Below are 24,484 nucleotides of genomic sequence, written 5' to 3'. Positions count from 1 at the left end.
TCCGCAATTTCAGGCGACCAGGCGCTGGTCACCTGTTGTTTGGGTATCCGTAGGCACTTGAATCGAGGCCATGGGGCCAAGGGCAGGGTGCCTCCTTTGCTTATCTGTTTCTGAGGTTCAAACGCTCTTCGCCTTGGATGAATTGCTCTGGGCGCGTCTGATCTTTGCCCTTGGTGCCGTTGTGACTGCGGCGACGGTGGTGATGATTCTGCGCGGACACCTGTATTGGAACCGCAGGGGGTCGACGGATGTCCGCTGACTCGGTTCCCTTCCTTCAGCCCGGGATCGCCTGGGCGTTGGTGGTGCTGTTCTCTGTTCTCTGGGTGGCGCTGGGTATTGCCTGGGGCCGGCGCGGTCAAGGCAATGCTGATGACTACATGCTGGCGGGGCGCAACATCGGGCTGGCCTTGAGCACGGCCACGTTGATGGCCTCCTGGGTCACCGGCAACACCACCCTGCTCGCCCCTGAATTCGGCTACAAAACCGGCCTCTGGGGCATGTTTAGCTATGCCCTGGCCGGGCTTGGCCTGATTCTGTTCGCCCCCCTGGCCTCGCGGATCAAGCAGTTGATGCCCAACGGGCGCACCAGCGGCGACTTCATTCGCCTGCGCTACGGGCGTCTGGCCTGGTGGGTGTTCATGCTGATCACCGCGATCTACACCCTGGGCTTTCTGATGACCCAGGCGATGGGTGCTGGCCTGCTGTTGCAGGCCCTTTCAGGCTTTGATTACCACGTGGGAATGGTGGTGGTGATTGGTGTTGCCACCGTCTACACCCTGTTCGGCGGAATGCGGGCCGTGATCGGCACCGATTTCATCCAGTCGCTGTTGATCATGGTGCTGCTGGCGGTGGTGGCGGTGCTTGCCTTCCGTCAATTCCCGATGCCCGAGGTGCATGCCTCCTTGCTGGCTCGGCATCCCGATCGGCTTGATCTGCTGCTGCCGGCGGGCTTGTTGATCGCCTGGAATTCCGCCCTCTTTTCGATGGGTGAGGTGTTTCATAACAACATCTGGTGGTCCCGTGTGTTCGCCAGTCGGCGCTCGGTGGTGATGACCTCTTTTGTTTTGGGGGGCATCGCCTGGATGAGCGTGCCGATGGTGACGGGCTCCATCGGACTGGTGGCCCTGGCCCGTGAGTTGCCTCTCGAGCAGGTGAACATGGTGTTCCCTGTGATGGCAGCCGATCTGCTCGGGGCGGGCGGCGCGGCCCTGGTGTTTGTGGTGGTGTTTGCCTCACTCACCTCCACCCTCGATTCCCTGTTGGCATCCACCGCCGATCTGTTGGCGGAGGATGTGTACTTCCGCCTGTTGCGGCCTCAGGCCAGCGACCTGCAGCTCAAGCAGGCGGCGCGGCTGATGGTGGTGGGACTGGCCGTCGTCACCCTGGCGCTGTCCTGGCCGCGGCTGGATTCGCTTGCGTCGGTGCTGTTCTTCACCGGTGCCCTGGTGGCCTCCACGGTCTGGCCTGTGGCCTGCGGTCTGTACTGGCGCACAGCCAACCGCACGGCTGCCATTGGGGCCATGCTCGCCGGCAGCGTTGTGGGTCTGCTCGCCTATGTGCTGATCGCGCCTTACTGCGCTGCCGTGTTTTCGGCGGCCGTGTCGGCGATTGTGATGCTGATGGGTAGTCGGTTCTGGCCGGAACGCTTCGACTTCACCTTGTTGCAGGAGGAAGGATGATCCAAACGCTTCCTTTGATGGCCGGCCTTGTGGGTCTGTCTGGCTTTCAGTTTTTGCTGGTGGCCAGTCAGTTCGCCCTGGTGTTGTCGGTGCTCGTGTTGCTGCTGATCTGGTGGGTGGAGTGGCGCAATGGCCGGGTTTGGTGAAGTCTCCTTTAGCCGTCTACCCAAGCACAATCCTTTCCGGATCTTTGCTTAAGAAGCTGCTTCTTCGTGGACGCAGCAGTGTGGTTGTTGTTACCGGTGAAAGATGTAGTTCCTGGCTTTAGCACTCGGTTTGGCAAACAGAGTGTTGATCCGATCCCGCTATGGCACAGGCCAAAACAGCAGTTGTGGACGCGTCTTCGGTTCAGATTCGGTTTGAGCCGATGGGGCCCGATGTCTATGGGCAGAACCAACCTCAGGAGCTGCTGGCTGCCATTGCTGAAGACGTTGAGCCTTTGAAGGATTTGGTGGATCAGCACGTGGTGTCGATCCAACCGTTTCGCCCCGAGGTTTTGTTGCAGGTGTTTCGGCTGGCGGCGAAATTTGAGAGCAATCCAGATCGCTATTGCCGTCACAACACGCCGCTCACCGGCAAGATTCTGATCAACGCGTTTTACGAACCGAGCACGCGCACGCGGCTGTCTTTTGACAGTGCTTGGCACCGACTCGGCGGTACTTCCATCAACATCACTGACAGGGCCACCACAGGGATCGCCAAGGGCGAGTCTCTCGAAGATGTCGCCCATATGTTCAACAACTACGGCGATTGTGTGGTGCTTCGGGACAGCGATCCCGGTGCCGTTTACGCGATGACGTCCACCCTTCGGATCCCGATCATCAACGCTGGAAATGGGATCGATGAGCATCCCACCCAGGCGATGGCCGATCTGTACACGATCTTCAAGTGGCGCCCCAAGCTCGCTGAAGCTGAAGTGGCACCCGCTGATCGGATTCGCATTGGGATCATCGGAATCCCTTCGCGGATGCGAACGGTTCGCTCCCTGTTGAGGATCCTGGCCAAATTCCCGCAGACCGTTGACGAGGTGGTGGTGATTCATGCCCCCGAGTTGGAGCCGGATCAGCCGCTGTTCGACCCAGGACAGTTGGAGGAGCTTGAAGCTTGTGGGATGAAGGTGCGCTCCAGCACGGATCTTCAGGCTGAAGTGCCCGACTTGGATGTCGTTTACATCAATGCCATTGCCTGGGTCGGCGACTCCTATGAAGTACACGGCGGAGGATTCCGCCTCACCCGCGACATGCCGTTCAAACCGGAAGCGATCGTGCTCCATCCCTTGGCGCGGGGAGCGGAACTCAGCACCTGCATGGATGACACGCCCCACAACTGGTATTTCAGCCAGGCCAGGGGAGCCGTGTTCCTGCGGATGGCCCTGCTCACCTGCATGGTGGATCGGGCCGAACGCGTGATGGATGTGATCTGAGGCGGGCTGATGTGCGGAATCGGAGGTGTTTTCAACGCAGATCGTCAACAGACGGTGGACCGCCAGCTGCTGGTCAACATGGCGGCGATTCAGGCCCATCGCGGGCCCGATGGCTTTGGCGTTGAGGTGCTCGATCAGGCTGGCGTCGGCTTCTGCCATGCCCGCCTTTCGATCATTGATCTGAATGAGTCACGGGCGCGGCAGCCTTTCCTCACCGATGACGGTGAGGTGCTGATGGCTCATAACGGTGAGTTCTACGACTTCCAGCGGATTCGGGCTGACCTCACCGCCCAGGGGGTGCGCTTCAGCAGCAAGAGCGATTCCGAGATCCTGCTGCGGCTGTATCAACGCCAGGGCTTGGAGGCGACCTTGCCCCTCTTGCGCGGTGAGTTTGCCTTCGCCTTGTTTGATCGGGCCGAAGACTGCCTCTACCTGGTGCGGGATCGCTTCGGCATCAAACCGCAGTACTGGGCGATGACGCCTGAGGGTCTGGTGTTCGGTTCCGAATTGAAGGTGCTGTTCGCCCATCCGGCGGTCGAGCGACGCTTCACCTCGGAGGGTCTGTTCCACCAGTTGATGCAGACCATGGTTCCCGGCACCACAGCCTTCGCCGGGGTGCATCAGGTGAAGCCCGGCCATGTGCTCAAGGTGCAACGGGTGAATGGCCATCTGGAGGTGTCGGAGTCCATCTACTGGGACGTCGACTTTCCGCGCAAGGACGAGCGGGACCCCAAGCGAACCGAAGCCGACCACATCGCTGCCGTTCGTGCGGCATTGCTGGAGGCCGTTGAGCTGCGCATGGTGGCTGACGTGCCGGTGGGTTGTTACCTCTCCGGCGGCATCGACAGCTGTTCGATCCTTGGCTTGGCCTCAGCCGTGAGCCAGGCACCGGTGAAGGCGTTCACGATCGGCTTTGACGACGCCCGTTACGACGAGTCGCCGATTGCCCGGGAGATGGCCGAAGCCACCGGCGCTGAGCAGGATCTGATGCGTCTCTCGGGTCAGGAGCTCTATGGCCACATGGAGCGCACCATCTGGCATGCGGAGCGAACGATCTACAACACCCTGGCGGTGGCCAAGTTCTTGATGAGCCGCCATGTCAATGATGTGGATTACAAGGTGGTGATGACTGGCGAAGGCTCAGATGAGCTGTTCGGTGGTTACCCCGCCTTTCGCCGCGACATGTTCCTCCATGGTCTGGATGACCTGCCGCAGGAGGAGCGCGCCAGCTGGGAAAGCCTGTTGCAGCAGTCCAATGCCCTGGTGCAGGGGGCGATGCTGGCTGAAAACCAGGTGGATGACCCCGATCTTGATGCGGTGGTTGGCTTCACCCCCAGCTGCCTGCAGCCCTGGCTGGCCTGCGCGCCCTTGGTGCCTGGGCTTCTGGCGGAGTCCCATGCCGCAGCCCTGAAGGATTACTCCCCGGGCAAGGCGATTGCCGAGCAACTGGATGCGGATCAACTGGACGGGCGCCATGCCCTGGACAAGGCCCAGTACGTCTGGATCAAGACCATGCTGGAGGGCCAGATCCTCACCTGGGGCGGCGACCGGGTTGACATGGCCAATTCCATGGAGGCGCGACCCGCCTTCCTGGATCACCATCTGGCAGCGGTGGCGGTGCAGGTGCCGCCCGAACTGCGGATCAAGGGGAAAACTGAGAAATACGTGCTTCGGGAAGCCATGGCGGGCCTGTTGCCGGAGGTGTTGTACCGGCGTGAGAAATTCGCCTTCATGGCCCCGCCAGCCCACACGGAGCCTGAGAAGTGGGAGCAGATGAAGCAGCTCGCCGACGACTACCTCAGCGATGAGGCGATCGATGCCGCTGGTTTGTTGAGCAAAGCCGGTGTGCGCGCTTTGTTCTCGCGTCATGAGGATCCGGCCACCAGCGATGCGGAGCGTGTGCAGATGGATGCGGTGATCAATCACCTGCTGGGTGTGCAGATGCTGCACCGCATGTTTGTGGCGGAAGACGTGCCAGCCCTGGCCCGTCGGGAGGCGGACCGCCTGGGCTGGCGGGTGCTGATGCCCGTTTGAATTCTTTGGTCAGGATTAAATCGTTGCGCTAGCTACAAGGCTCCGCGTGTTTTCGGGTGAATATTGACCTCCGTTTGAAACGAAGGTCACGGCATTGCCCACGCTCATCTCGGCTTCTCCGACCACCCCTGCATCGCGGGTCGAGCCAGCCAAGATTGCGGCGCGACCAAACCGTGAGCGCTTGGTTGCAACGATTAAGCAGCTGGCCAGCATTGGCGCCAAGCCGGACGGCAGCGTCTGTCGACGCGGGTTCTCGCCGGAGGATGTGCAGGGCCGTGAGTTGCTGGCCCACTGGATGAAGCAGCTCGGCATGCAGGTGCGTGTTGATGCCGCTGGCAACTTGATCGGACGTCTGGAGGGCCTCGATCCCCACCGCCCTGCCCTGGTGACCGGGTCGCACCTCGACACGGTTCCCACCGGTGGACGTTTTGATGGGGCCCTGGGGGTTCTGGCCGGTCTGGAAGCCTGCCGCGCTCTTCAAGACCAGGGCCTGCGCCTGCGACACGGCATCGAGTTGATCGCCTTTGCCGACGAGGAGTCGACCATGGTGGGCTGCAAGGGCTTGGCGGGCACGGCCTCCGATGACCCGGAGAGTTTTGCCACCAGCAATGGTCAGCCGATTCAGGACAACCTGGCGCGCATCGGCGGCCATTGGCCCTCCCTGGCCTCGGCTCGCCGCTCCGATGAAGCCTATGCCGCTTTCCTGGAGTTGCATGTTGAGCAGGGTGGCGTGCTTGAGCAACGCGGCGATGCCATCGGTGTTGTGGAGGGCGTTGTTGGTCAGCGTCGCTTCAGCATCAATGTGAGGGGCCAGGCCAATCACGCCGGCACCACACCGATGGGGTTGCGACAGGACGCCCTCGTGGCGGCCTCGCGTCTTGTTCTTGCCGTCGAGGCCATGGCCTCCCGTCATCCCGGAGATCCGGTGGCGACAGTGGGTCGACTGGAGGTTTGGCCCAATGCCGCCAATGTTGTCCCTGGCGCCGTCGCCCTGACGGTTGACCTCAGGGATGTGGATCCCACCGTTCTCGATCAGTTGGTGGAGGAGTTGATGCAACAGGTGGAACGCATCGGTGTTGAAACCGGTTGTCCGATTGCGGTTGACCCCCAGTTCAGCGTTGATCCCACCCCTGCTGACGCTGTGGTGATGGCCACGATCGCTGAGGCCGCAGCCGATCTCGGCTTGTCCCACAGCCATCTCCCCAGCCGTGCCAGCCACGATGCCCAGGAGGTTGGCCGCCGTTGGCCGATGGGCATGATTTTTGTGCCCAGCCGGGGCGGCCTGAGTCATTCCGCTGCAGAGTTCACCAGTGACGAGCAGTGCTGGGCGGGCACCGCTGTGCTGCTGGAAACGTTGCTGCGGCTCGACCGTCAGCTGCCGTGACTTTTTCGATCCTGGCCCGTGATCCCAGCAACGGTCGCTTTGGTGTGGCTGTGGCCACCTGTCATCTGGCCGTTGGATCCACCGTGCCTCACATCCGCGCCGGGGTTGGTGCTGTCGCCACCCAGGCCCACACAAATCCGTATCTGGGGATTTGTGGTCTTGAGCGCCTGGAGCAGAGTTCGGATGCCGAGAGCGTTCTGGCCAGCCTTCTTGCGGATGATCAACACCGTGACCGGCGTCAGTTTCACCTGATCGATCTGGACGGTCGTACGGCTTGTTGGACGGGGCAGGATTGCGGCCCTTGGGCAGGGCATCGCCATCAGCGTGATCTGTCTGTTGCCGGCAATTGCTTGGTGGATGAGGGCGTGTTGGTAGCCATGGAGCAGGCCTTTCTTACCAGCGACCCCAGCTTGAAACTGGGCCGCCGTCTGATGATGGCTCTCCAGGCCGGGGAAGCGGCTGGTGGTGACCAGCGTTCTCCCTTCTGCACGTCAGCGGCGGTGCAGGTGAGCGGTGAAGCGGCTTTTCCGCTGTTGGATCTGCGCGTTGATTTCCACGAGCGCGCCGTGGAGCAGTTGATGGAGGTGTATGAGCGCAGTCAGGCCCTCTGGGCCCAGGAGTGGCGGGATGAACTGTCGGAATTGCCGATGCTCAACCGCTTGGTGGCTTGAGCCTGCTGCGTCGTTGACACCACTAAAAAAGCCCTGCAACACATCCGTGTGCAGAGCTTTTTTAGTGGTTCAATTCAGGCGTGTTCAGCTAGGAACGGATGCTTCCCACTCCACGTTCAGGCCGGCCTGACGTGCGTCGGTGATCAGGTCATCGATGCAATCCATGCCAAAGGCGGCTTGTCCAGACAGCAGGGCATCCCATTCCTGAGACGGAAAGTGGGTCTGCAGCCAGAACACGCCATGCACGCTGGAGGGACTCACTTGCACGAGGCCTTGGTCGAGGCGAGAGGTGATGAGATCCAACGTCTTGGCTGAAGCTGGGTCTATTACGCCTCAATCCTCGGAAGTGGAATGTTCGACTTGCTACAGATTGAGAAGTTGGCCTAGCGCGTGTAGCCCACTCCGCGGTACACGAGCTGCACCGGAGTGCGTTGGTTGTTGATCTGGCGGGCTTGGTACACGTTGCGGCGGTAAACCAGCTGCACCCCGGGCTTGCCCTGAGTGGCGTTGTTTTGCTGGTACTGATGCCCGCGATAGAGAAGGGTGGTCATTGGATGGTCCTCGAAGCAAGCTCAGGTCCCCGTTCCATGGCCTGAGGCGAACTGCGCTTCGCGCGATGCGAAGTGAACGATCGGTAGCTGTCGCTACAGAAATATTGAAGCTCTTGCAAAACCCGAAGTGGTGTTCAGGTTGATACCTCTTCAGAAAAGTTTTTGGTTTTGTTTATTTTTGTCCGTAGGAATTAGTGGGTCTGGCTGATCTCAATCAGTTGATTGAGCACAGCATTGAAGAAGTTTCGGCCTTGTTCCTGAAGTGTGGTGCCCAGCCTGCGCCAGTCCTGGGTCAGACGATCGGGGCCTTCAGCTCCAAGGGCGCTCACCACGTAGTCGCGGTCGTTGGCGATCCAGCGTTCAAGCGCATCGCCGTCGATCTCGAGGTGGCATTGCAAGCCAATGGCGTGGGCTCCGATCCGAAACACCTGCTCCGCACAGTGCAGCGAGGAACCCAGCAGGGTTGCTTCAGCAGGAAGCTGGATGCGATCGCCATGCCAATGCAGCACCAGGCTGCTGTTGGGTTGCCCCTTGAGCAGGGCCTCATCGCTTGGATCCGCGATCCAGTGGATCGCGCCCAGGCCCAGTTCCTTCAGCTGCTGTGGTGGCGCTCCCACCTGCAGGGGTTCGATGGAGCCCCCTGCAGCAACAGCCAAGAGCTGCGCCCCCAGGCAGATGCCCAGCACCGGTCGGCGTTGCTGGTGCCAGGCCCTCAGCCAGTCCAGTTCCTGCTGCAACCAGTCCATGCCCGGTTGGTCTCGATCGTTCACGCTCATCGGACCACCGAGCACCAACGCGATGCTGTTGGCACACGCCCTGGGGTCCGGCAGAGGGTCGCCCTGGTCGGGCCTCAGGATTTCGAGGCTCATGCCCCGTTGCCGCGCCAGCTCTCCCACCAGTGCGGCGTCTTCGTGGTCCACGTGTTGGACCACCAGCAGCGTGGGGCTCAAAGCAGCAGGTAGCGCTGGGCCAGTGGCAGCACCTCGGCGGGCTCACAGGTGAGCAGTTCACCGTCGGCGAACACCTCATAGGTCTGTGGGTCCACGCTCACCTTGGGCAGCGCTGAATTCAGCTTGAGGGCGCCCTTGCCCACGCTGCGGGTGTCCTTCACCGCCATGCAGGTGCGCTCCAGCCCCAGCTGACGTTGGATGTCGGCATCCATGGCCGCTTCGCTCACGAAGGTGAGACAACTGGGGGCGAGGGCCTTGCCGAAGGCGCCGAACATCGGCCGGCCGTGCACCGGGCCAGGGGTGGGAATCGAGGCGTTGGCATCGCCCATCTGGGCCCAGACGATCGAACCGCCTTTCACCACCAGTTCCGGGCGAATGCCGAAGAAGCCAGGCTTCCAAAGCACCAGATCGGCGAGCTTGCCGGTTTCGATCGACCCCACTTCGCTGCTGATGCCGTGGGCCAACGCCGGGTTGATCGTCACCTTGGCGATGTAACGCTTGAGCCGGTGGTTGTCGTTGCGAGCGGAGTCTTCCGGCAATGCACCGCGCTGCACCTTCATCTTGTGGGCGGTCTGGAAGGTGCGGGTGATCACCTCGCCCACGCGGCCCATGGCCTGGGAGTCGCTGGCGATGATCGAAAAGGCGCCCAGGTCGTGAAGGATGTCTTCGGCGGCGATCGTTTCGCGCCGGATCCGCGATTCGGCAAAGGCCACGTCCTCGGGGATCTTCGGATCGAGGTGGTGGCACACCATCAGCATGTCGAGGTGCTCCTCGAGCGTGTTGCGGGTGTAGGGCCGGGTGGGATTGGTGCTGCTGGGCAGCACGTTGGCCTCGCCGCAGATCTTGATGATGTCTGGGGCATGGCCGCCGCCGGCACCTTCGGTGTGGAAGGTGTGAATGGTGCGTCCCTTGATGGCGGCGATCGTGTCTTCCACGAAGCCGGCTTCGTTCAAGGTGTCGGTGTGGATGCACACCTGCACATCCATCCGGTCGGCCACCGACAGGCAGGCATCGATGGTGGCGGGCGTGGTGCCCCAGTCTTCGTGCAGCTTTAGGCCGCAGGCGCCGGCGCGCACCTGTTCTTCCAGGGCTTCCGGGGTGCTGGCGTTGCCTTTGCCGAAGAAGCCCAGGTTCACGGGCAGGCCTTCGGCGGCCTGAAGCATCCGCCCGATGTGGAAGGCGCCGGGGGTGCAGGTGGTGGCGTTGGTGCCAGTGGCCGGTCCGGTGCCGCCGCCCATCAGGGTGGTAACGCCGCTGGCCAGGGCCGTTTCGATCTGCTGGGGGCAGATGAAGTGGATGTGGGTGTCGATGCCACCGGCCGTGAGGATGTGGCCCTCCCCGGCGATGGCTTCTGTGCCGGGGCCCACCACGATCGTCACCCCTGCCTGGGTGTCGGGGTTGCCGGCTTTGCCGATGCCCACGATGCGGCCGTCCTTGAGGCCGACATCGGCTTTGACGATGCCCCACCAGTCGAGGATCAGGGCATTGGTGATCACCGTGTCGACGGCGCCCTCGGCTCGAGGGGTCTGGGATTGGCCCATGCCGTCGCGGATCACCTTGCCGCCACCGAACTTCACCTCATCGCCGTAGACGGTGTAGTCCTTCTCGACTTCCAGGATCAGATCGGTGTCGGCCAGGCGAACCCTGTCGCCGGTGGTGGGTCCGTAGGTCTCGGCGTAGGCCTGGCGGGAGATGCGGTAGGGCATGGGTCAGGCGTCGAGGGGTCCGTTGATCTGGCCGTTGAAGCCGATGACGCGTCGCGAACCGGCGAAGGGAATCAGGTTCACGTCGCGGTTGTCGCCGGGTTCGAAGCGGATGGCGGTGCCGGCGGGGATGTCGAGCCGTTGACCGCGGGCCGCGGCCCGGTCGAACTGCAGGGCGGCATTGGCTTCGGCGAAATGGAAATGGGAGCCCACCTGCACTGGCCGGTCTCCGCTGTTGGAGACGTTCAGCGTGGTGACAGGCCGGCCTGCATTCAGCTCCAGTTCACCCGGTTCGGGAAGCAGTTCGCCTGGAATGAGAGGTGCCATGGGTTCTGCCTCAGCGAATCGGGTCGTGCAGGGTGACGAGCTTGGTGCCATCGGGGAAGACGGCCTCGATCTGCACCTCATGGACGAGCTCGGGCACGCCCTCCATCACCTGGTCCTGACGCAGCCAGGTGGTGCCTTCCTGCATCAGCTCCGCCACGCTCTTGCCGTCACGGGCGCCTTCCAGCACCAAAAAGCTGAGCCAAGCCACCGCTTCGGGGTGGTTGAGCTTGAGGCCACGGTTCAAGCGACGCTCGGCCAGCAGTGCGGCGGTCACGATCAGGAGCTTGTCCTTTTCCTGGGGACTGAGATGCATAGCGAAGCTCGGTCTTCTTCAGTGTGTCTCCGCTGCAGCCTCGAAAGCGTTCACGGTGGACGCTTGTCGGCGCAGAGGCTGTTCCTGCAGGGGCCAGACCCTGGGGATGTGAGGCCGTGCCAGCTCCCGGATCGTTCGCGTTCGCTCCCAGATCCGGCTGAACCAGAAGCGGGCATCACGGCTTGACTTACCGGAATAGCGGGCGATCAGGCCCTGATTTAGGGCGCCGCAGCGCATTGTGCCCGTCAGGCCTTCGCGGTCGGCCCGCGCTCCCTCCAGCAGGGTTGCTGTTGTTTCGGCACCCATGGCCATCGGTGCGGCCCAAACCAGTGTTCCGAACACCGGCGCGCCTCCCAACCCATGCGGGCTGTCCAAGCTGGCGCCGCCGAGCTCCACCCGATCCGCCAGCTCCCAGGTTGAGCTGTTGCCTGCAAGGCGCTGAATGGTGAGGCTCGAGCGCCACCGTCCCTGCTGCAGGGTTTCGCCGGCGGCGGTTCGGCCGAAGCGCACGATCTCTGCACTGAGAAAGGAGGCGTCTTCGGGCAGGGTCACCGTCAGCTGCTGCTCGAACAGGGCATCGGCGTACAGCACCAGTTCCTGCGGCAGCCATTCGAAGTCACTGCCGCTGGCCAGTGAGCAGTGCACCTGTTGGTGGGCAAAGCAGCCCTCGGGTTGCAGGCGGCTGCGGCCGATCGATCCGTAAACCTTTTGCGCCGCCACGCTGGTGATCAGGCCGCGGCTGTTGGCTTCAAGCTTGATGTTCAGGCTGAGTTGATCGCCGCCCACCAGGCCTCCGGCGGTGTGCAGCACCGGCAGCTCGCAGCGTCCGTCCTCACCGCGTTCACTGCGGAGCAGCTTGAACGGAGCCGTGCAGCCCCCCTGGTGTTTGGTGCTGCCGTTGGTGGCAAGAAACTGCAGGTCGCAGCGGCCGTGCCAGGGATCAAGACGTTGCATGGCCTCACGCTCCGCCGCCACCGCCTTCAACTTTGTAGCAATGCACACCAAAGTGCTGCTGATTGATCGGCACGCTTTTGTTGTTGAACTGGTGAGGAGCTGCTGGTGACGGATGCGGTGGTCGTGCTGGAGCAGCGCCTGCAGAAAAGCAGTGCCACAGCAACCCTGCAGTTGCCGTTAACGGCTGAAGAGCGCACGGTGCTGCGGGGCCGTCGCACCACCTCCTGTGGTCGTTCGGTGCTGCTGCAGTTGCCCCGTGTGGGATCGCTGCAGCCCGGTGATCTGCTGGGGGATCAGTCCGGCTCGACTGTTGTGGAGGTGACGGCAGCGCCGGAAGCATTGATGCGGGTGCAGGGGTCGCATCCTCTTGAGCTGTTGCAGGCGGCATATCACCTGGGCAATCGCCATGTCGCCCTGGAGCTGCATGAGCAGGAGCTGTTGCTGCCGGAGGATTCCGTTCTCGCCACGATGCTGGAAGGGCGGGGATTGACGGTGAGCCGCTGTCTGCAGCCGTTTGCCCCTGAAGGCGGTGCCTACGGAGGTCATCAGCACGGATGACTTCGCTTGCGTTGCTGCAATTGGTCAGCCCGGCCCTGCCTGTGGGTGCCTTCAGCTATTCAGAGGGGCTGGAGGTGTTGATCCAGGCAGGTTCCATCGCCGATGAGCAGGCCATCCAGGCTTGGTTGGAGGCTGAACTGCAACGGGGTTCGGTGCGGCTGGAAGCTGCGGCGTTGAGGCCACTGGTGGAGGCCCTTGTGGCCTGGTCAACCCAGGCCGATGCGGCGGCCAAGGCGCGCCTGATCGATCTGGATGGTTGGCTGTTGGCCACCCGCGAGGCCGCGGAGCTGCGAGCTCAGCAGCGTCAGATGGGGACGTCGCTGCTGCAGTTGATGTCCGATATGGGTCAGGACCTGCCTGAACCTGTGGGCCTGAGCTGGCCAGCGGCCTGGGCCTGGGCTGCTGTGGGCTTGTCGGTTCCAGCGGGAGACATGGTGGAGGGCTACCTCTACGGCTGGGTTGCCAATCAGCTCAGTGCTTCGGTGCGGCTGCTGCCGTTAGGCCCCTCCCGAGCGCAGGTGCTGCAACAGCGGCTGCTGCCGCTGATTGCCTCCCAAGCGCAGCTGCTCCAGGAGGCCGATCCGCAGCAGCTCTGGAGCAGCGGTGTGGGTGCGGGCATGGCGCAGCTTGCCCATGCTGAGCTGTATTCACGCCTGTTTCGAAGCTGATGAGCAGCAAACTGCGCCTGGGGGTGGCGGGTCCTGTGGGATCCGGCAAAACCGCATTGGTGGAGGCCCTCTGTCGCCGCTTGCGCGACGAGCTCCAGCTCGCGGTGGTCACCAACGACATCTACACCCAGGAGGATGCCCAGTTCCTCACCCGTGCGGGTGCCCTGGATCCAGAGCGGATCCGTGGCGTGGAGACCGGTGGTTGCCCTCACACAGCGATCCGTGAAGACTGCTCGATCAACCGAGCTGCCGTGGCGGAGCTGGAGACGCAGTTTCCGAATCTCGATCTTGTTATGGTTGAGAGCGGCGGCGACAACCTGGCGGCGAGCTTCAGTCCGGAACTGGTGGATCTCTGCATCTACGTGATTGATGTGGCGGCCGGCGACAAGATCCCCCGTAAAGGAGGGCCTGGCATCACCCGCTCTGACCTACTGGTGATCAACAAGATTGATCTGGCTCCCCAGGTTGGTGCCGATCTTTCAGTGATGGAACAGGACACCCGGCGGATGCGGGGAGACCGGCCTTGGTGTTTCACCAATCTCCACAGCGGCGAAGGCCTGGAGCAGGTGGTGGGGTTCCTGTTGCAACAGCTACCGAATCGTTGATCCGCTGCTGCTGGGCTCGCTATTTAGTTCTTCTTGATACCAAAACCAGGACGCGCTGATCCGTACCTTCCATCAGCTGCCGTCAGGCACATTCCTTTTTTGGAACACCATGAGCTCTTCTCTCTCTAAGCGTCTGTTTGCCGGCATGGCCGCGGCATCGCTGGGCATTGCCGTGACCGCATGCGGTGGCGGTGACAAGGCTGCCAACGTTGACTACGACGACAGCGTCACCGTCGGCATCCTGCACTCGCTGACCGGCACCATGGCCATCTCCGAGTCCACCCTGGTGGACACCGAGAAAATGGCGATCGATGAGATCAACGCCGCCGGTGGCGTTGAAGTTGATGGCAAGAAGTACAAGATCGAGTACATCGTCGAGGACGGTGCCTCCGATTGGCCCACCTTCGCTGAGAAGTCCAAGAAGCTGATCGACCAGGACCAGGTGCCCGTGGTCTTCGGTGGCTGGACCTCCGCCAGCCGCAAGGCGATGCTGCCTGTGTACGAGTCGAAGAACGCTTTCCTCTACTACCCGATTCAGTACGAGGGTCAGGAGTGTTCCAACAACATCTTCTACACCGGTGCCACTCCGAACCAGCAGTCGGAGCCTGCAACCAAGTTCATGTATGAGAAGTCGCCTGCCGCTGGCAAGCCCTTCTTCCTCGTGGGTTCGGACTACGTCTTCCCCCGCACCTCCAACACCATCACCAAGGAACAGCTCAAGTCCCTGGGTGGCGAAGTGGTCGGTGAGGACTACCTGCCCCTGGGCAACACCGAGGTTGCTCCGATCATCGCCAAGATCAAGAAGGCCCTGCCTGACGGCGGTGTGATCATCAACACCCTGAATGGTGACCAGAACGTCGCCTTCTTCAAGCAGATCCAGGACGCCGGCATCACCCCCGATAACGGCTACTACGTGATGAGCTACTCCATCGCGGAAGAGGAGATCAGCACCATCGGCTCTGAGTTCCTTGAGGGCCACTACGGCGCTTGGAACTACATGATGTCGATCGACACCCCGGCATCCAAGAAGTTCGCTGCTGACTTCAAGGCCAAATACGGCGCCGACCGCCAGGTCGCTGACCCTCAGGAGTCGGCCTACAACATGGTCTACCTGTGGAAGAAGGCTGTCGAGAAGGCCAACAGCTTCGACGACGACAAGGTGCGTGAGGCCCTGGTCGGCATCGAGTTCGACGCGCCTCAGGGACCTGTGAAGGTGATGCCCAACCACCACCTCTCCCAGACCGTGCGCATCGGCCAGATCACTGCTGACGGTCAGTTCGAGATCCTCGAATCCACCGATGGCCCCGTGGCTCCTCAGGCCTGGAACCAGTTCGAGCCCAGCTCCAAGGGCTTCGCTTGCGACTGGACCGACGCCGCCAAGGGTGAGAAGTACAAGCTCTGATCTTCTGATCACAGCCTGATTGCTCTTCAGGGAGGAGCCCGGTGACGGGTTCCTCCTTTCGTCGTTTCATTGAACGCTTCGTTTCACACGTCCGTGCAACTGCTTCTCGAAAGCCTGTTCAACGGTGTTGCCATCGGCTCGGTGCTGCTGATGGCGGCCCTCGGACTGGCCATTGTCTTCGGCCTCATGGGCGTGATCAACCTCGCCCATGGTGAGCTGATCATGCTTGGGGCCTACACCACTTACGTGGTGCAGCTGATCTTCAAGCTGCCTGCGCTGCAGCCGGTTTACAACGCCTACGTGCTGGTGGCGCTTCCCCTGGCGTTCATTGTCAGCGGTGTGGTCGGCATCCTGCTGGAACGCACCGTGATTCGCCGGCTCTACGGCAACCCGCTGGAGACCCTGCTCGCGACCTGGGGCGTCAGCTTGATTCTTCAGCAGTTCGTGCGGAGTGTTGCCCTGGCCCACGCCGCCGGCCTGATCCTGGCGCTGGTGTTGGGCTTTGGCCTGCCGCTGCTGCTTCCCTCCTCGCTTCTTTCGGGGCCTCGAGCTCGCTTGGTGCGTGCGGGGAGTTGGGCTGTTTCAGCCCTGGGCGGTGTGCTGCTGGCCGGTGGCCTGGCCTCACAAATCAGCCGCATCGCCAGGGCTACCTCCCGCAATGTGGATGTGACGGCACCCAAATGGATGCGCGGCGGGATCGAATTCATGGATATCACCTTTCCTGTGCCGCGCCTGGTGATCATCGTGATCACCATCGTTGCGGTGGTTGGGGTGACGTGGTTCCTCAACAAAAGCGTGTGGGGCATGCGCATTCGTGCTGTGACCCAGAACCGTTCGATGAGTGATTGCCTTGGCATCCCCACCGACACCGTTGACGTGCTCACCTTTGGCATCGGCTCCGGTTTGGCCGGTGTGGCGGGGGTTGCTGTTTCCCTGCTCGGTTCGGTGGGCCCCAACGTGGGCGGCTCTTACATCGTGGGCTGCTTCATGGTGGTGGTGCTCGGTGGCGTCGGAAACCTGTTGGGCACCGTGCTCGCTTCCTTTGCCATTGGCCTGCTCACCGACCTGATTGGTGCTGGACGCCTGCTGACGATCTGGCCTGACATGCCGGCTCCCCTGGCTGGTGCGGTGAATTTCTTCGCCACCACGAGCATGGCCCAGGTGATGGTGTTCGCTCTAATCGTGGTGTTCCTTCAATTCCGTCCCGCGGGTCTGTTCCCGCAAAAAGGACGCATGGTGGAGGCTTGATCTGATGTTCCAAGCCTTTCAACAACGCCGTTGGCCTTTGATCATCCTTTGGGTGGTGATCGTTGCGGCCATCGTTGCCGCTCCCGCTGTTCTGCCGGTGTTTCGGCTGAATCTGTTGGGTCGCTTCCTTTCATTGGCGATCGTTGCCCTGGGCATCGATTTGATCTGGGGCTTCACCGGGTTGCTCAGCCTTGGCCAGGGCATCTTTTTTGCCCTTGGCGGTTACGGCGTGGCGATGTACCTGCAGCTCAACAGCTCGGGTGATCTGCCCAACGGCATTCCCGAGTTCTTCAGCCTGTATGGCGTGGATCGATTGCCTGCCTTCTGGGAGCCGTTCCATTCCCCGCTGTTCACCTTGGTGGCGATCTGGCTGGTTCCGGCCGTGCTCGCTGCCGTACTCGGCAACCTGGTGTTCCGTAACCGGATCAAGGGGGTCTATTTCTCGATCCTCACCCAGGCGGCCCTGCTTGTTTTCTTCAATTTCTTCAACGGCCAGCAGAAGCTGATCAACGGCACCAACGGCCTTAAAACCGATGTGACCCAGCTGTTCGGCCAGATGGTGGGTTCCCCGGAGATGCAGCGGGGATTCTTCTGGTTGACCTCTGTGGTGGTGATCCTGGCCTGGCTGTTTCTGCGCTGGGTGGTGCGGGGCCGGTTTGGAGACGTGTTGATCGCCATTCGCGATGACGAACCCCGGCTGCGCTTTGCCGGTTACAACCCAACCCTGTTCAAGACGATCGTCTTCGCCATCGCTGGTGGTTTGGCAGGCATCGGTGGTGCGCTTTACACCGTTCAGTCCGGCATCGTTTCGCCGCAGTACATGACCGTTCCCTTCTCGATTGAGATGGTGATCTGGGTTGCTGTGGGCGGTCGAGGCACGCTCGTGGGAGCGATCCTTGGCGCTGTGGCCATCAACTACGCCAAGAGTTTGGTGAGCGAAGCTCTCCCCCAAAGTTGGCTGTTCATCCAAGGGGGCCTGTTCATCCTCGTGGTGACGGCCTTGCCGGAGGGCGTCATTGGCTGGTTCCGAGGCGATGGCCCTCGCAACTGGCTCAACCGATTCGGCATTGCCCGTCGGAGTGAGACCTATCCACGTCTCGATCTTGAAGGTCAGGAAGAGGTTCAGTCATGAGTACGGCTTTATTGGAGTTGCGCCAAATCACCGTCAGCTTTGATGGCTTTTTGGCGCTGCGCGATCTCAACCTCAGCCTTCAGCCTGGGGAGCTGCGCGCCGTGATCGGCCCGAATGGCGCCGGCAAGACCACGTTCCTGGATGTGATCACTGGCAAGACCGCTCCCACGGAAGGGGATGTGGTGTTCAAAGGACGCTCTTTGGTGGGAACGCGCGAGCACCGCATCGCGCGCTTTGGCATTGGCCGCAAGTTTCAGAGCCCTCGTGTCTTCGAGAAGCTCAGCGTTCAGGAGAACTTGGCTTTAGCGGTCAGCAAGCCGAAGCAGCCCTGGTCATTGCTGGTGGGGGGCCTGAATGGGGAGCAGCGCGATCGTGTTCATCACCTGATGAGCATCGTCAATCTGCAGAACCGTGCCGATTGGGCTGCTGGGTCGTTGTCCCACGGCCAGAAACAGTGGCTTGAGATCGCCATGCTTGTGGGTCAGGATCCCGACCTCTTACTGGTGGATGAGCCGGTGGCTGGGCTCACGGATGAGGAGACCGATCTGACGGCGGATCTGCTCAAGTCGTTGGCCGGGGATCACACCGTGCTGGTGATTGAGCACGACATGGAATTCATTCGGCGACTTGAAAGTCCAGTGACGGTGCTGCACCAGGGCCATGTCCTCTGTGAGGGCACGATGGATCAGGTGCAGGCCGATCCCCGGGTGATTGAGGTTTATCTCGGCACCACTGAGGAGGAGAACCAATGACGAACCTGCTGGAGATTCAAGGCCTCAACACCTTTTACGGCGAAAGTCACATTCTTCGGGATGTTGATCTCAGCGTGAAATCGGGGGAGATGGTTTGTCTGATCGGCCGCAATGGTGTGGGTAAAACCACCCTGTTGAAATCGCTGATCGGTCTGTTGCGCCCTCGCTCCGGAACCATGGCGTTTGATGGTTCTCAGCTGGATCGTCAGGCACCGCATCAGCGGGCTCGGGCCGGGATTGGTTACGTGCCGCAAGGTCGCGAGATCATCCCCCAGCTCACGGTGGAAGAAAACTTGCTTTTGGGGATGGAGGCGTTGCCGGGTGGATTGGCCCGGCATCGCCACATCGATCCATTTGTGTATGAGTTGTTTCCGATTCTTCAGGAGTTTCTACCGCGCAAGGGTGGGGATTTGAGTGGGGGTCAGCAGCAACAACTGGCCATCGCTCGCGCATTGCTTGGCAAGCCAAAGTTGCTGCTGTTGGATGAGCCCACTGAGGGCATTCAGCCCAACATTGTTCAAGACATTGAAGCGGCTGTTCGGCGGATCATCGCCGACACCGGGATCGGGGTGTTGCTGGTGGAGCAACATCTCCACTTCGTTCGCCAGGCTGACCGCTACTACGCCATGCAGCGGGGCGGCATTGTTGCCAGTGGCTCAACCAGTGAACTCAGCCAGACGGTTGTTGACCAGTTCCTGAGCGTTTAAAGCTTCGCTCTTGATGGTTTCTCCTGGGTCAGTTCAGCTGGCCCAGAGGGATTCTGTTGCAGGCTCTTCATCCATGGCGTAATCGCTCACGTCGGCACGCACGTGCAGCATCTGGCCTGTCATCGACATTTTCCAGATTTCTAAGCGCGCATCCTCGGGCGCTTCAAACCAAAAGACCTCTGTGGGCATCACCACCTTTTCTCGGTAGAAGTGATCTGCACCAATGCATTTCACGATCACCATCCGGCTGGTGTCGTTCTGATAAACACACTCAATCATCTTGGTATCTGGAATGATGCCAATCTCGCGGTCTCAAGGCAAGAGGAGTGTTTGATTGGCCACCGAATCAGCACGCCTTTAGATTTGGTACAGATGAGTTGATACAGAGCAGGTCGCTTTTGTATCGACAATCACGATTCTTGTCAGGTCTGGGTGGGGTGGGCGATGCTCCGGGTTTTGGTCAATACACACGGCGGCACTTTCGTTTCAACTGAAACAAATCTCTTTTGCCGCCTTTTGCATGATTGCTTTGTCGATTATGGGGATTGCGAGATGGAAAAAGCGATCGGTTTGAGTGTTGCTCAACGGTTCGATGTTGAGCGGATGAATCGCGCGATCGAATCAACAATCGATCCACAGCAGCTGCAGGTGTTGGCCAAGCAATTGCTTCAGGCGTGGCATTCCCAGCGCGCTGCAACCGTTTGGATCACGCGACAGCGGGAGCAGCTGGGCTGAGGCTCAATGCGTTGGGTTCAAGCAGCGAGCTCAGAGGTGATGCGTTGCGGATTGTGATTCGGGCGTTTCAGGGATGTGCGATCTGCCTGTCCCGCTGCGGCCAGATCAGCTTGAAGGGCTGAATTGCAACTGCGCAGTCGCGACCAGCTCGGCAGCTGATGGGCAATCGGCGCCTGCATCAGTTTGGCCAGGCCAGGCCGCAGCAGGCCGGCGAAGTTTTGAACCGCCAGTTCTTCGCCATGGCGGTCGTAAGGCAACCGATTGATGGCTGAATCAAGGCCGAACTGCCTCACGCGATCCTCGCCAACCCGTCGATACAGCACCTCAAGGGTCGGCAGTTGATCCATCGACATAACACAACCTTCGTGTTCCATCAGGCCGCGCAACACCGTGCCGAAAATTTCGCCCGCCATGCGCTGCAGGCCTTCGCTGGGTTGCTGACCCAGCTCCTTGTGTTTGTGGTCGAACAATCCCAGATCCACTTGAGCGATGCGACTGGAGGCCACATGGCGATACACCTCAGACAGCAGGCCCACCTCCAGTCCCCAGTCTGATGGAATGCGCAGATTCATCGCCAGATCGGCGGTGAAGGCGAATTCACCAGCCAGGGGGTAGCGGAAGGATTGCAGGTATGACAGGTAGGGCAGAGGCCCGAAAATTTGCTCTAGGCTGGCCAGCAGTGGGCCAACAAACAGACGGGTGGCTCGGCCCTGAAGCGCCTGGGTTTCGAGGGATAGACGGCTGTAGAACGCCTTCACGTAGGCAATGCCGTGGGACCGATCCAGCAGGGGACGGAGCATGCGCTCTGGATACGCCGATCCAAAGGTTCTGATGTCGGCATCGAACAGGCCAACAACTTCAGCGTTCTGGCACGCCACTCCGAGCCCCTGCCAGACGGCCCAGCCCTTGCCTGGTGGTCCGGTCACGTCGAGCCCCAGTTCACCGACTGATTCGAGCAACTCGCGTACGGCGGGGCCGTTGGTCCAGTGCACCCGAACGGGGAAGGGCATCCCTTCGAAAAATTTTTCCGCCGCTCTGACGTCTTCGGCGCTCGTGGCCGCCAATGCCACCACCAGTTCGTTGAGTCCCTTCAGACCCGAAAGTGTGTCTCGAATCAGGCCGAGGGCCGGGCGGCTGAATTCCTCCATCAGGCAGGGGATCAGCAGGGTTGTGGGTCGCTGACTTAGCTCCTGGTTGAAGGCAACTGCATCGAGATTGCCCAAGCTGTAGTCATGGACGGTGCTGATCAGGCCCTGCTGAAAATCCATGTGGTGTTCGATGCAACAACAGAGGTCAGAGTCCTGCCCCATACCTGAAAGGTCTGGAGGAGGAAGGTGATGCAGCCCCCGCGCGACGAGACGCTGCGGACCCTGCTTGGCGGGCTGTACCCGAATGATTCTTCCGGGGATGGCAAGGAGTTGTCGTCGCAATTGCTGCAGATCTTGAGCCAATCGTCAGGAGATGGCGATATGGCAGAACACATCGATCGCTGGGACGGTGGCGATGTGGTCTTGATCACTTATGCCGACACCGTTGGTGAGCAGGGAGTTCCTGGGCTGCAGGTGTTGAAGACGTTTGTGAATCGCCATCTGCAGCCCTTCGCAGCGGTGATTCATGTGCTGCCGTTTCTGCAATCCACCAGTGATGGCGGCTTTGCGGTGGCCAGCCACACGACGCTTGAGCAGCGTTTTGGTCATTGGCGTGATCTTGCCGCTCTGGCCCAGGGTCGACGTCTGATGGCCGATCTGGTTCTCAATCACGTGTCGGCCTCTCACCCCTGGGTGCAGCAGTTCATGCGCGATGAGCAGCCCGGCCGCTCCTGTGTGCTGGAGGCAGCCCCTGATCCCTGCTGGGCGGATGTGGTTCGTCCGCGCAGTTCCAATCTGTTCACGCAATTGAGGGGCCCCGTTGGTGCGCGTCAGGTCTGGACCACCTTTGGCCCCGATCAGGTGGATCTCAACTGGCGCAGCGCAGAGGTGTTGCTGGGCTTTGCCCGTCTGATGCAGCGGATGGCTCGCCATGGGGTGCGTTGGATCCGTCTGGATGCCGTGGGTTTTGTCTGGAAGGAACCCCACACCTCATGCATTCACCTGCCGCAGGCCCATCAACTGGTGCGGGTGCTGCGGCTGCTGCTCGATCAGGTGGGACCCGATGGCGTTGTGGTCACCGAGACCAACGTTCCGGAGCAGGAAAATCTCTCGTATCTGAGAAGCGGTGATGAAGCGCATCTCGCTTACAACTTTCCCCTGCCGCCCTTGCTGCTGGAGGCCAGCGTCAGTGGTCGGGCCGATTTGCTCAATGCCTGGCTGAGTCGTTGGCCCGCCTTGCCGCCGCAGACAGGGCTGCTCAATTTCACCGCCTGTCATGACGGAGTCGGCTTAAGACCCCTGGAGGGCCTGATGCCCCAGAAGCGCTTGCTGCAGTTGTTGATCGGCTGCGAGCAACGGGGTGGATTGGTCAGCCACAGGATGCTCAGTTCCGGTGAGGAGGTTCCCTACGAGATCAACATCAGTTGGTGGAGTGCCATGGCGGATGGGGGGATTGATCCCACGTATCTCCAACGGGAGCGCTTCCTGCTCACCCAACTGTTGATCCTGGCCTTGCCAGGGGTCCCCGCTTTCTATCTGCCGGCGTTGTTGGCGGCTCCCAATGATCTGACCCGCTTTCGTCGCACGGGCCATCGCCGGGATCTGAATCGGCCCCAGTTCACGGCCCAGGCCCTGGAGCGCCGCCTGGCGGATCCCGATTCAGATGTCTCTGCGCTGCTGCCGGCGCTCCGGCGGGCTCTGGCCGAACGGGCTGTTCACTCGGCCCTGCACCCGGATGCCCCGATGACGGTGCTGAGCGGGGACCGGAGCGATTGCGTCATCCTGCGGCGTTCCCGCGGGGGGGAAACGCTGGTGGCTGTTCACAACATCACGGCAGCGCGCCTCAGCTTTCGCCTTAGTGGCCTAGGTGGTGATCTGAATCAGCCCTGGGCCGATTGCCTGAGCGGTCATGTGTTCGAACCACATCAGTCGCATTCGCTAGAGCCTTATGCGGTGCGTTGGTTGGTTCAGCCATGACTGCGAGTGTCGAGCCGGCGTGGTGGGTGGTGACCGATCTCGACGGCACCTTGCTGGATCACAGCTACGACTGGTCGCCGGCCAAGGATCTAATCCGTCAGCTGCAACAGCACCGGATTCCGGTGATTCCTTGCACCAGCAAAACGGCCGAGGAAGTGCGCGGCTTTCGCGCCGGGGCGGGGCTGCATGACCCCTACATCGTTGAAAACGGTGGCGCCGTGCATGGGGAAACTCCGGAAGGGGAGCCCTGGGAGCTGCCGTTGGGTCCGGATTGGACGGCGCTGAAACCTCAGTTGCAGCGACTTCAGGCCGAGTTGGGTGAGCCTTTGCGTTCGTTGGATGAACTCAGTGAGGCGGAAGGGCAGCGGTTGTTGGGGCTTGGCGGTGAAGCCTTGCGCCAGGCGCAGCGGCGCTGCTGCAGCGTGCCTTTTGTGCCGCCCTCGGCCAAGGGGCGTCGCCGGCTTGAGGCTCTGGTTCAGCGGATGGGCCTGACGGTGGTGCAGGGCAACCGCATGGGTCACCTGCTGGGCCCAGGCATCAGCAAAGGCAAGGCGTTGGCCACTCTGAAGCGACATCTGGGTGCTGAGCAGGTGCAGGTCTTGGCCTTGGGGGATTCCCCCAACGATCTGCCGTTGCTCGAGGTGGCCGACATTGCTGTTGTGGTGCCCGGCCCCGATGGCCCCCATCCAGCTTTGCGTTCCGGGATCGATGCTGGTCATTTCCAGCTGGCGGCAGCCCCACATGCCCATGGCTGGGATGAGGCTGTGCGCCGGATTCTTCGGATCTAGGCCATCGCTGGCCCCTGGCTCAATCCAGCAAGGATTGCCATAGCTCCATTGCAGCAGTGGTTGCCGCCATGGGCTGACCGTTGTGGGATGCGATCGGTCGACAGCTGAGGCTGTTGATCAGAACGGCCTGATCGTCGGCATCGAACGTGTCCGCCAGCTCGGTTTCCACCGCGATGCCCTGGGCCAGTGCACGGCCCCGCATCACCCCTGGGAGGCAGCCGCTGCTGAGGGGCGGTGTCAGCCACAGTCCGCGACGCCGGACCAGCAGATTGGCCGCCGTTCCGCAGCACAGCTTTCCAGCCGTGTTCAAGAGCAGAGCGTCGTCGGCCCCTTGCTCCTGGGCTTCCCTGCGGGCCTGGATCGATTGCCCGTAGGCAAAGGTCTTGCAACGGCTCAGGCGGCTGGAGGCGTTGCGGCGCTCATGGCGACTGGTGATGGTGGTGACGTCTGAAAATGTTGGTGTGCAGGCCTGGAGCGTGAGCCAAAAGCGGTGCTGCCCTGGAGCCGGCAGTCCGATTCCGCGCTGAGGTGAGCTGCCCCGGCTCCAGTTGAGGCGCAGGGCCCCATCGGCTTCGCTCAGCTGGCTGCGTTGAATTGCGCCTTCAATCAGAGGCTTCAGCGCGTTTCGCTGCGGTGGCGGGTCCATGCCCAGCAGAGCTGCACTGTCGCTCCAGCGCTGCAGGTGCTCCTGCAGGAGTTGCGGCACACCGTTGCGGATCAGCACCGTTTCAAAGAGGCCATCGGCCAGGAGCAGGGCGCGGTCGTTGAGGGGAAGCTGCAGGCTTGCTGCTGTTCCCCACTGACCCTCGATCCAGGCGATAGCGGTGCTCATTCC

27 protein-coding genes are annotated in these 24,484 nt (G+C 61.5%); 17 read left to right on the top strand and 10 right to left on the bottom strand.

Going from position 1 to position 24,484, the window contains the following annotated elements:
- Nucleotides 1-248 precede the first annotated feature (248 nt).
- The 6 genes from AAXE93_RS05895 (at nucleotide 249) to AAXE93_RS05870 (ending at nucleotide 7,191) form a co-directional block, all read left to right on the top strand.
- The gene (locus tag AAXE93_RS05895; RefSeq protein ID WP_390129003.1) at nucleotides 249-1,679 is read left to right on the top strand and encodes a sodium:solute symporter family protein; all 1,431 of its coding nucleotides are present in this window, start codon (nucleotides 249-251) and stop codon (nucleotides 1,677-1,679) included.
- Nucleotides 1,676-1,825: a hypothetical protein gene (locus tag AAXE93_RS05890; RefSeq protein WP_006849834.1), complete on the top strand. Its 150-nt coding sequence runs from the start codon at nucleotides 1,676-1,678 to the stop codon at nucleotides 1,823-1,825. The genes AAXE93_RS05895 and AAXE93_RS05890 overlap by 4 nt, the downstream gene beginning before the upstream one ends.
- Before the next feature lie 161 nt (nucleotides 1,826-1,986).
- Complete coding sequence (locus AAXE93_RS05885; RefSeq protein WP_390129001.1) at nucleotides 1,987-3,102, top strand: aspartate carbamoyltransferase; 1,116 nt, start codon at nucleotides 1,987-1,989, stop codon at nucleotides 3,100-3,102.
- A 9-nt stretch (nucleotides 3,103-3,111) separates the two neighbouring features.
- A complete protein-coding gene (gene asnB, locus AAXE93_RS05880; protein WP_390128999.1) occupies nucleotides 3,112-5,136 on the top strand; it encodes an asparagine synthase (glutamine-hydrolyzing) in 2,025 nt (674 codons plus the stop codon).
- A 181-nt stretch (nucleotides 5,137-5,317) separates the two neighbouring features.
- Entirely contained in the window at nucleotides 5,318-6,520 is a 1,203-nt protein-coding gene (locus tag AAXE93_RS05875; protein WP_390128996.1) for a Zn-dependent hydrolase, read from the top strand.
- Nucleotides 6,517-7,191 carry a DUF1028 domain-containing protein gene (locus tag AAXE93_RS05870; protein ID WP_390128994.1) on the top strand — a complete coding sequence of 225 codons (675 nt, stop codon included), beginning with the start codon at nucleotides 6,517-6,519 and terminating at the stop codon, nucleotides 7,189-7,191. The genes AAXE93_RS05875 and AAXE93_RS05870 overlap by 4 nt, the downstream gene beginning before the upstream one ends.
- Nucleotides 7,192-7,275: 84 nt before the next feature.
- On the opposite strand, the gene AAXE93_RS05865 is transcribed toward AAXE93_RS05870, so the two are convergent.
- The 7 genes from AAXE93_RS05865 to AAXE93_RS05835 all read right to left on the bottom strand — a co-directional run bounded on the left by AAXE93_RS05865 (nucleotide 7,276) and on the right by AAXE93_RS05835 (nucleotide 11,989).
- Nucleotides 7,276-7,494 carry a hypothetical protein gene (locus AAXE93_RS05865; RefSeq protein ID WP_115009785.1) on the bottom strand — a complete coding sequence of 73 codons (219 nt, stop codon included), beginning with the start codon at nucleotides 7,492-7,494 and terminating at the stop codon, nucleotides 7,276-7,278.
- Between the two features lie 80 nt (nucleotides 7,495-7,574).
- Nucleotides 7,575-7,742: a DUF4278 domain-containing protein gene (locus AAXE93_RS05860; protein WP_390128992.1), complete on the bottom strand. Its 168-nt coding sequence runs from the start codon at nucleotides 7,740-7,742 to the stop codon at nucleotides 7,575-7,577.
- 191 nt (nucleotides 7,743-7,933) lie between these two features.
- Complete coding sequence (locus AAXE93_RS05855) at nucleotides 7,934-8,674, bottom strand: type 1 glutamine amidotransferase (protein ID WP_390128990.1); 741 nt, start codon at nucleotides 8,672-8,674, stop codon at nucleotides 7,934-7,936.
- Nucleotides 8,675-8,688: 14 nt separating this feature from the next.
- On the bottom strand, nucleotides 8,689-10,398 hold the full coding sequence (gene ureC, locus AAXE93_RS05850) for an urease subunit alpha (RefSeq protein ID WP_390128988.1): 1,710 nt from the start codon (nucleotides 10,396-10,398) through the stop codon (nucleotides 8,689-8,691).
- A gap of 3 nt (nucleotides 10,399-10,401) precedes the next feature.
- A complete protein-coding gene (locus tag AAXE93_RS05845) occupies nucleotides 10,402-10,722 on the bottom strand; it encodes an urease subunit beta (RefSeq protein ID WP_390128986.1) in 321 nt (106 codons plus the stop codon).
- Nucleotides 10,723-10,732: 10 nt separating this feature from the next.
- A complete protein-coding gene (locus AAXE93_RS05840; protein ID WP_006851427.1) occupies nucleotides 10,733-11,035 on the bottom strand; it encodes an urease subunit gamma in 303 nt (100 codons plus the stop codon).
- An 18-nt stretch (nucleotides 11,036-11,053) separates the two neighbouring features.
- Nucleotides 11,054-11,989: an urease accessory protein UreD gene (locus tag AAXE93_RS05835; protein WP_390129759.1), complete on the bottom strand. Its 936-nt coding sequence runs from the start codon at nucleotides 11,987-11,989 to the stop codon at nucleotides 11,054-11,056.
- Nucleotides 11,990-12,094: 105 nt separating this feature from the next.
- Between AAXE93_RS05835 and ureE the strand changes: the two genes are divergently transcribed.
- The 8 genes from ureE to urtE all read left to right on the top strand — a co-directional run bounded on the left by ureE (nucleotide 12,095) and on the right by urtE (nucleotide 19,061).
- A complete protein-coding gene (gene ureE, locus AAXE93_RS05830; RefSeq protein ID WP_390128983.1) occupies nucleotides 12,095-12,547 on the top strand; it encodes an urease accessory protein UreE in 453 nt (150 codons plus the stop codon).
- The gene (locus tag AAXE93_RS05825) at nucleotides 12,544-13,215 is read left to right on the top strand and encodes an urease accessory protein UreF (protein ID WP_390128981.1); all 672 of its coding nucleotides are present in this window, start codon (nucleotides 12,544-12,546) and stop codon (nucleotides 13,213-13,215) included. The genes ureE and AAXE93_RS05825 overlap by 4 nt, the downstream gene beginning before the upstream one ends.
- The gene (gene ureG, locus AAXE93_RS05820) at nucleotides 13,215-13,820 is read left to right on the top strand and encodes an urease accessory protein UreG (RefSeq protein ID WP_390128979.1); all 606 of its coding nucleotides are present in this window, start codon (nucleotides 13,215-13,217) and stop codon (nucleotides 13,818-13,820) included. Before AAXE93_RS05825 ends, ureG begins: the two co-directional genes overlap by 1 nt.
- A gap of 109 nt (nucleotides 13,821-13,929) precedes the next feature.
- Complete coding sequence (urtA, locus tag AAXE93_RS05815) at nucleotides 13,930-15,222, top strand: urea ABC transporter substrate-binding protein (protein WP_390128977.1); 1,293 nt, start codon at nucleotides 13,930-13,932, stop codon at nucleotides 15,220-15,222.
- Nucleotides 15,223-15,315: 93 nt separating this feature from the next.
- Complete coding sequence (locus tag AAXE93_RS05810; RefSeq protein ID WP_115131366.1) at nucleotides 15,316-16,470, top strand: branched-chain amino acid ABC transporter permease; 1,155 nt, start codon at nucleotides 15,316-15,318, stop codon at nucleotides 16,468-16,470.
- A 4-nt stretch (nucleotides 16,471-16,474) separates the two neighbouring features.
- Nucleotides 16,475-17,602, top strand: coding sequence for an urea ABC transporter permease subunit UrtC (gene urtC, locus AAXE93_RS05805; RefSeq protein WP_115131365.1), 1,128 nt, complete (start codon nucleotides 16,475-16,477; stop codon nucleotides 17,600-17,602).
- The gene (urtD, locus tag AAXE93_RS05800; protein WP_390128974.1) at nucleotides 17,599-18,354 is read left to right on the top strand and encodes an urea ABC transporter ATP-binding protein UrtD; all 756 of its coding nucleotides are present in this window, start codon (nucleotides 17,599-17,601) and stop codon (nucleotides 18,352-18,354) included. Before urtC ends, urtD begins: the two co-directional genes overlap by 4 nt.
- Nucleotides 18,351-19,061, top strand: a complete 711-nt coding sequence (gene urtE / locus AAXE93_RS05795; RefSeq protein ID WP_390128972.1) for an urea ABC transporter ATP-binding subunit UrtE — start codon at nucleotides 18,351-18,353, stop codon at nucleotides 19,059-19,061. Before urtD ends, urtE begins: the two co-directional genes overlap by 4 nt.
- A gap of 33 nt (nucleotides 19,062-19,094) precedes the next feature.
- On the opposite strand, the gene AAXE93_RS05790 is transcribed toward urtE, so the two are convergent.
- Entirely contained in the window at nucleotides 19,095-19,340 is a 246-nt protein-coding gene (locus AAXE93_RS05790; protein ID WP_390128969.1) for a DUF1830 domain-containing protein, read from the bottom strand.
- Between the two features lie 165 nt (nucleotides 19,341-19,505).
- Between AAXE93_RS05790 and AAXE93_RS05785 the strand changes: the two genes are divergently transcribed.
- Complete coding sequence (locus AAXE93_RS05785; RefSeq protein ID WP_390128966.1) at nucleotides 19,506-19,796, top strand: hypothetical protein; 291 nt, start codon at nucleotides 19,506-19,508, stop codon at nucleotides 19,794-19,796.
- Between the two features lie 17 nt (nucleotides 19,797-19,813).
- On the opposite strand, the gene AAXE93_RS05780 is transcribed toward AAXE93_RS05785, so the two are convergent.
- Nucleotides 19,814-21,064 carry a glycosyl transferase gene (locus AAXE93_RS05780; protein ID WP_390129756.1) on the bottom strand — a complete coding sequence of 417 codons (1,251 nt, stop codon included), beginning with the start codon at nucleotides 21,062-21,064 and terminating at the stop codon, nucleotides 19,814-19,816.
- Between the two features lie 69 nt (nucleotides 21,065-21,133).
- Here AAXE93_RS05780 and AAXE93_RS05775 point away from each other — a divergent pair, with 69 nt between their 5' ends.
- Nucleotides 21,134-22,861 (top strand): alpha-amylase family glycosyl hydrolase, encoded by a 1,728-nt coding sequence (locus AAXE93_RS05775; RefSeq protein ID WP_390128964.1) that lies wholly within the window; start codon nucleotides 21,134-21,136, stop codon nucleotides 22,859-22,861.
- Nucleotides 22,858-23,649 carry an HAD-IIB family hydrolase gene (locus AAXE93_RS05770; protein ID WP_390128962.1) on the top strand — a complete coding sequence of 264 codons (792 nt, stop codon included), beginning with the start codon at nucleotides 22,858-22,860 and terminating at the stop codon, nucleotides 23,647-23,649. Before AAXE93_RS05775 ends, AAXE93_RS05770 begins: the two co-directional genes overlap by 4 nt.
- A gap of 19 nt (nucleotides 23,650-23,668) precedes the next feature.
- Here AAXE93_RS05770 and AAXE93_RS05765 read toward each other — a convergent pair whose 3' ends face one another.
- On the bottom strand, nucleotides 23,669-24,481 hold the full coding sequence (locus AAXE93_RS05765; RefSeq protein ID WP_390129754.1) for an aminotransferase class IV: 813 nt from the start codon (nucleotides 24,479-24,481) through the stop codon (nucleotides 23,669-23,671).
- Nucleotides 24,482-24,484 lie beyond the last annotated feature (3 nt).

The organism is Synechococcus sp. HIMB2401 (assembly GCF_042883245.1).
Classification (GTDB): domain Bacteria; phylum Cyanobacteriota; class Cyanobacteriia; order PCC-6307; family Cyanobiaceae; genus Parasynechococcus.
The sequence above is the reverse complement of the archived record's forward strand: the minus strand, read 5'-3'. Positions and strand labels throughout refer to the sequence as shown.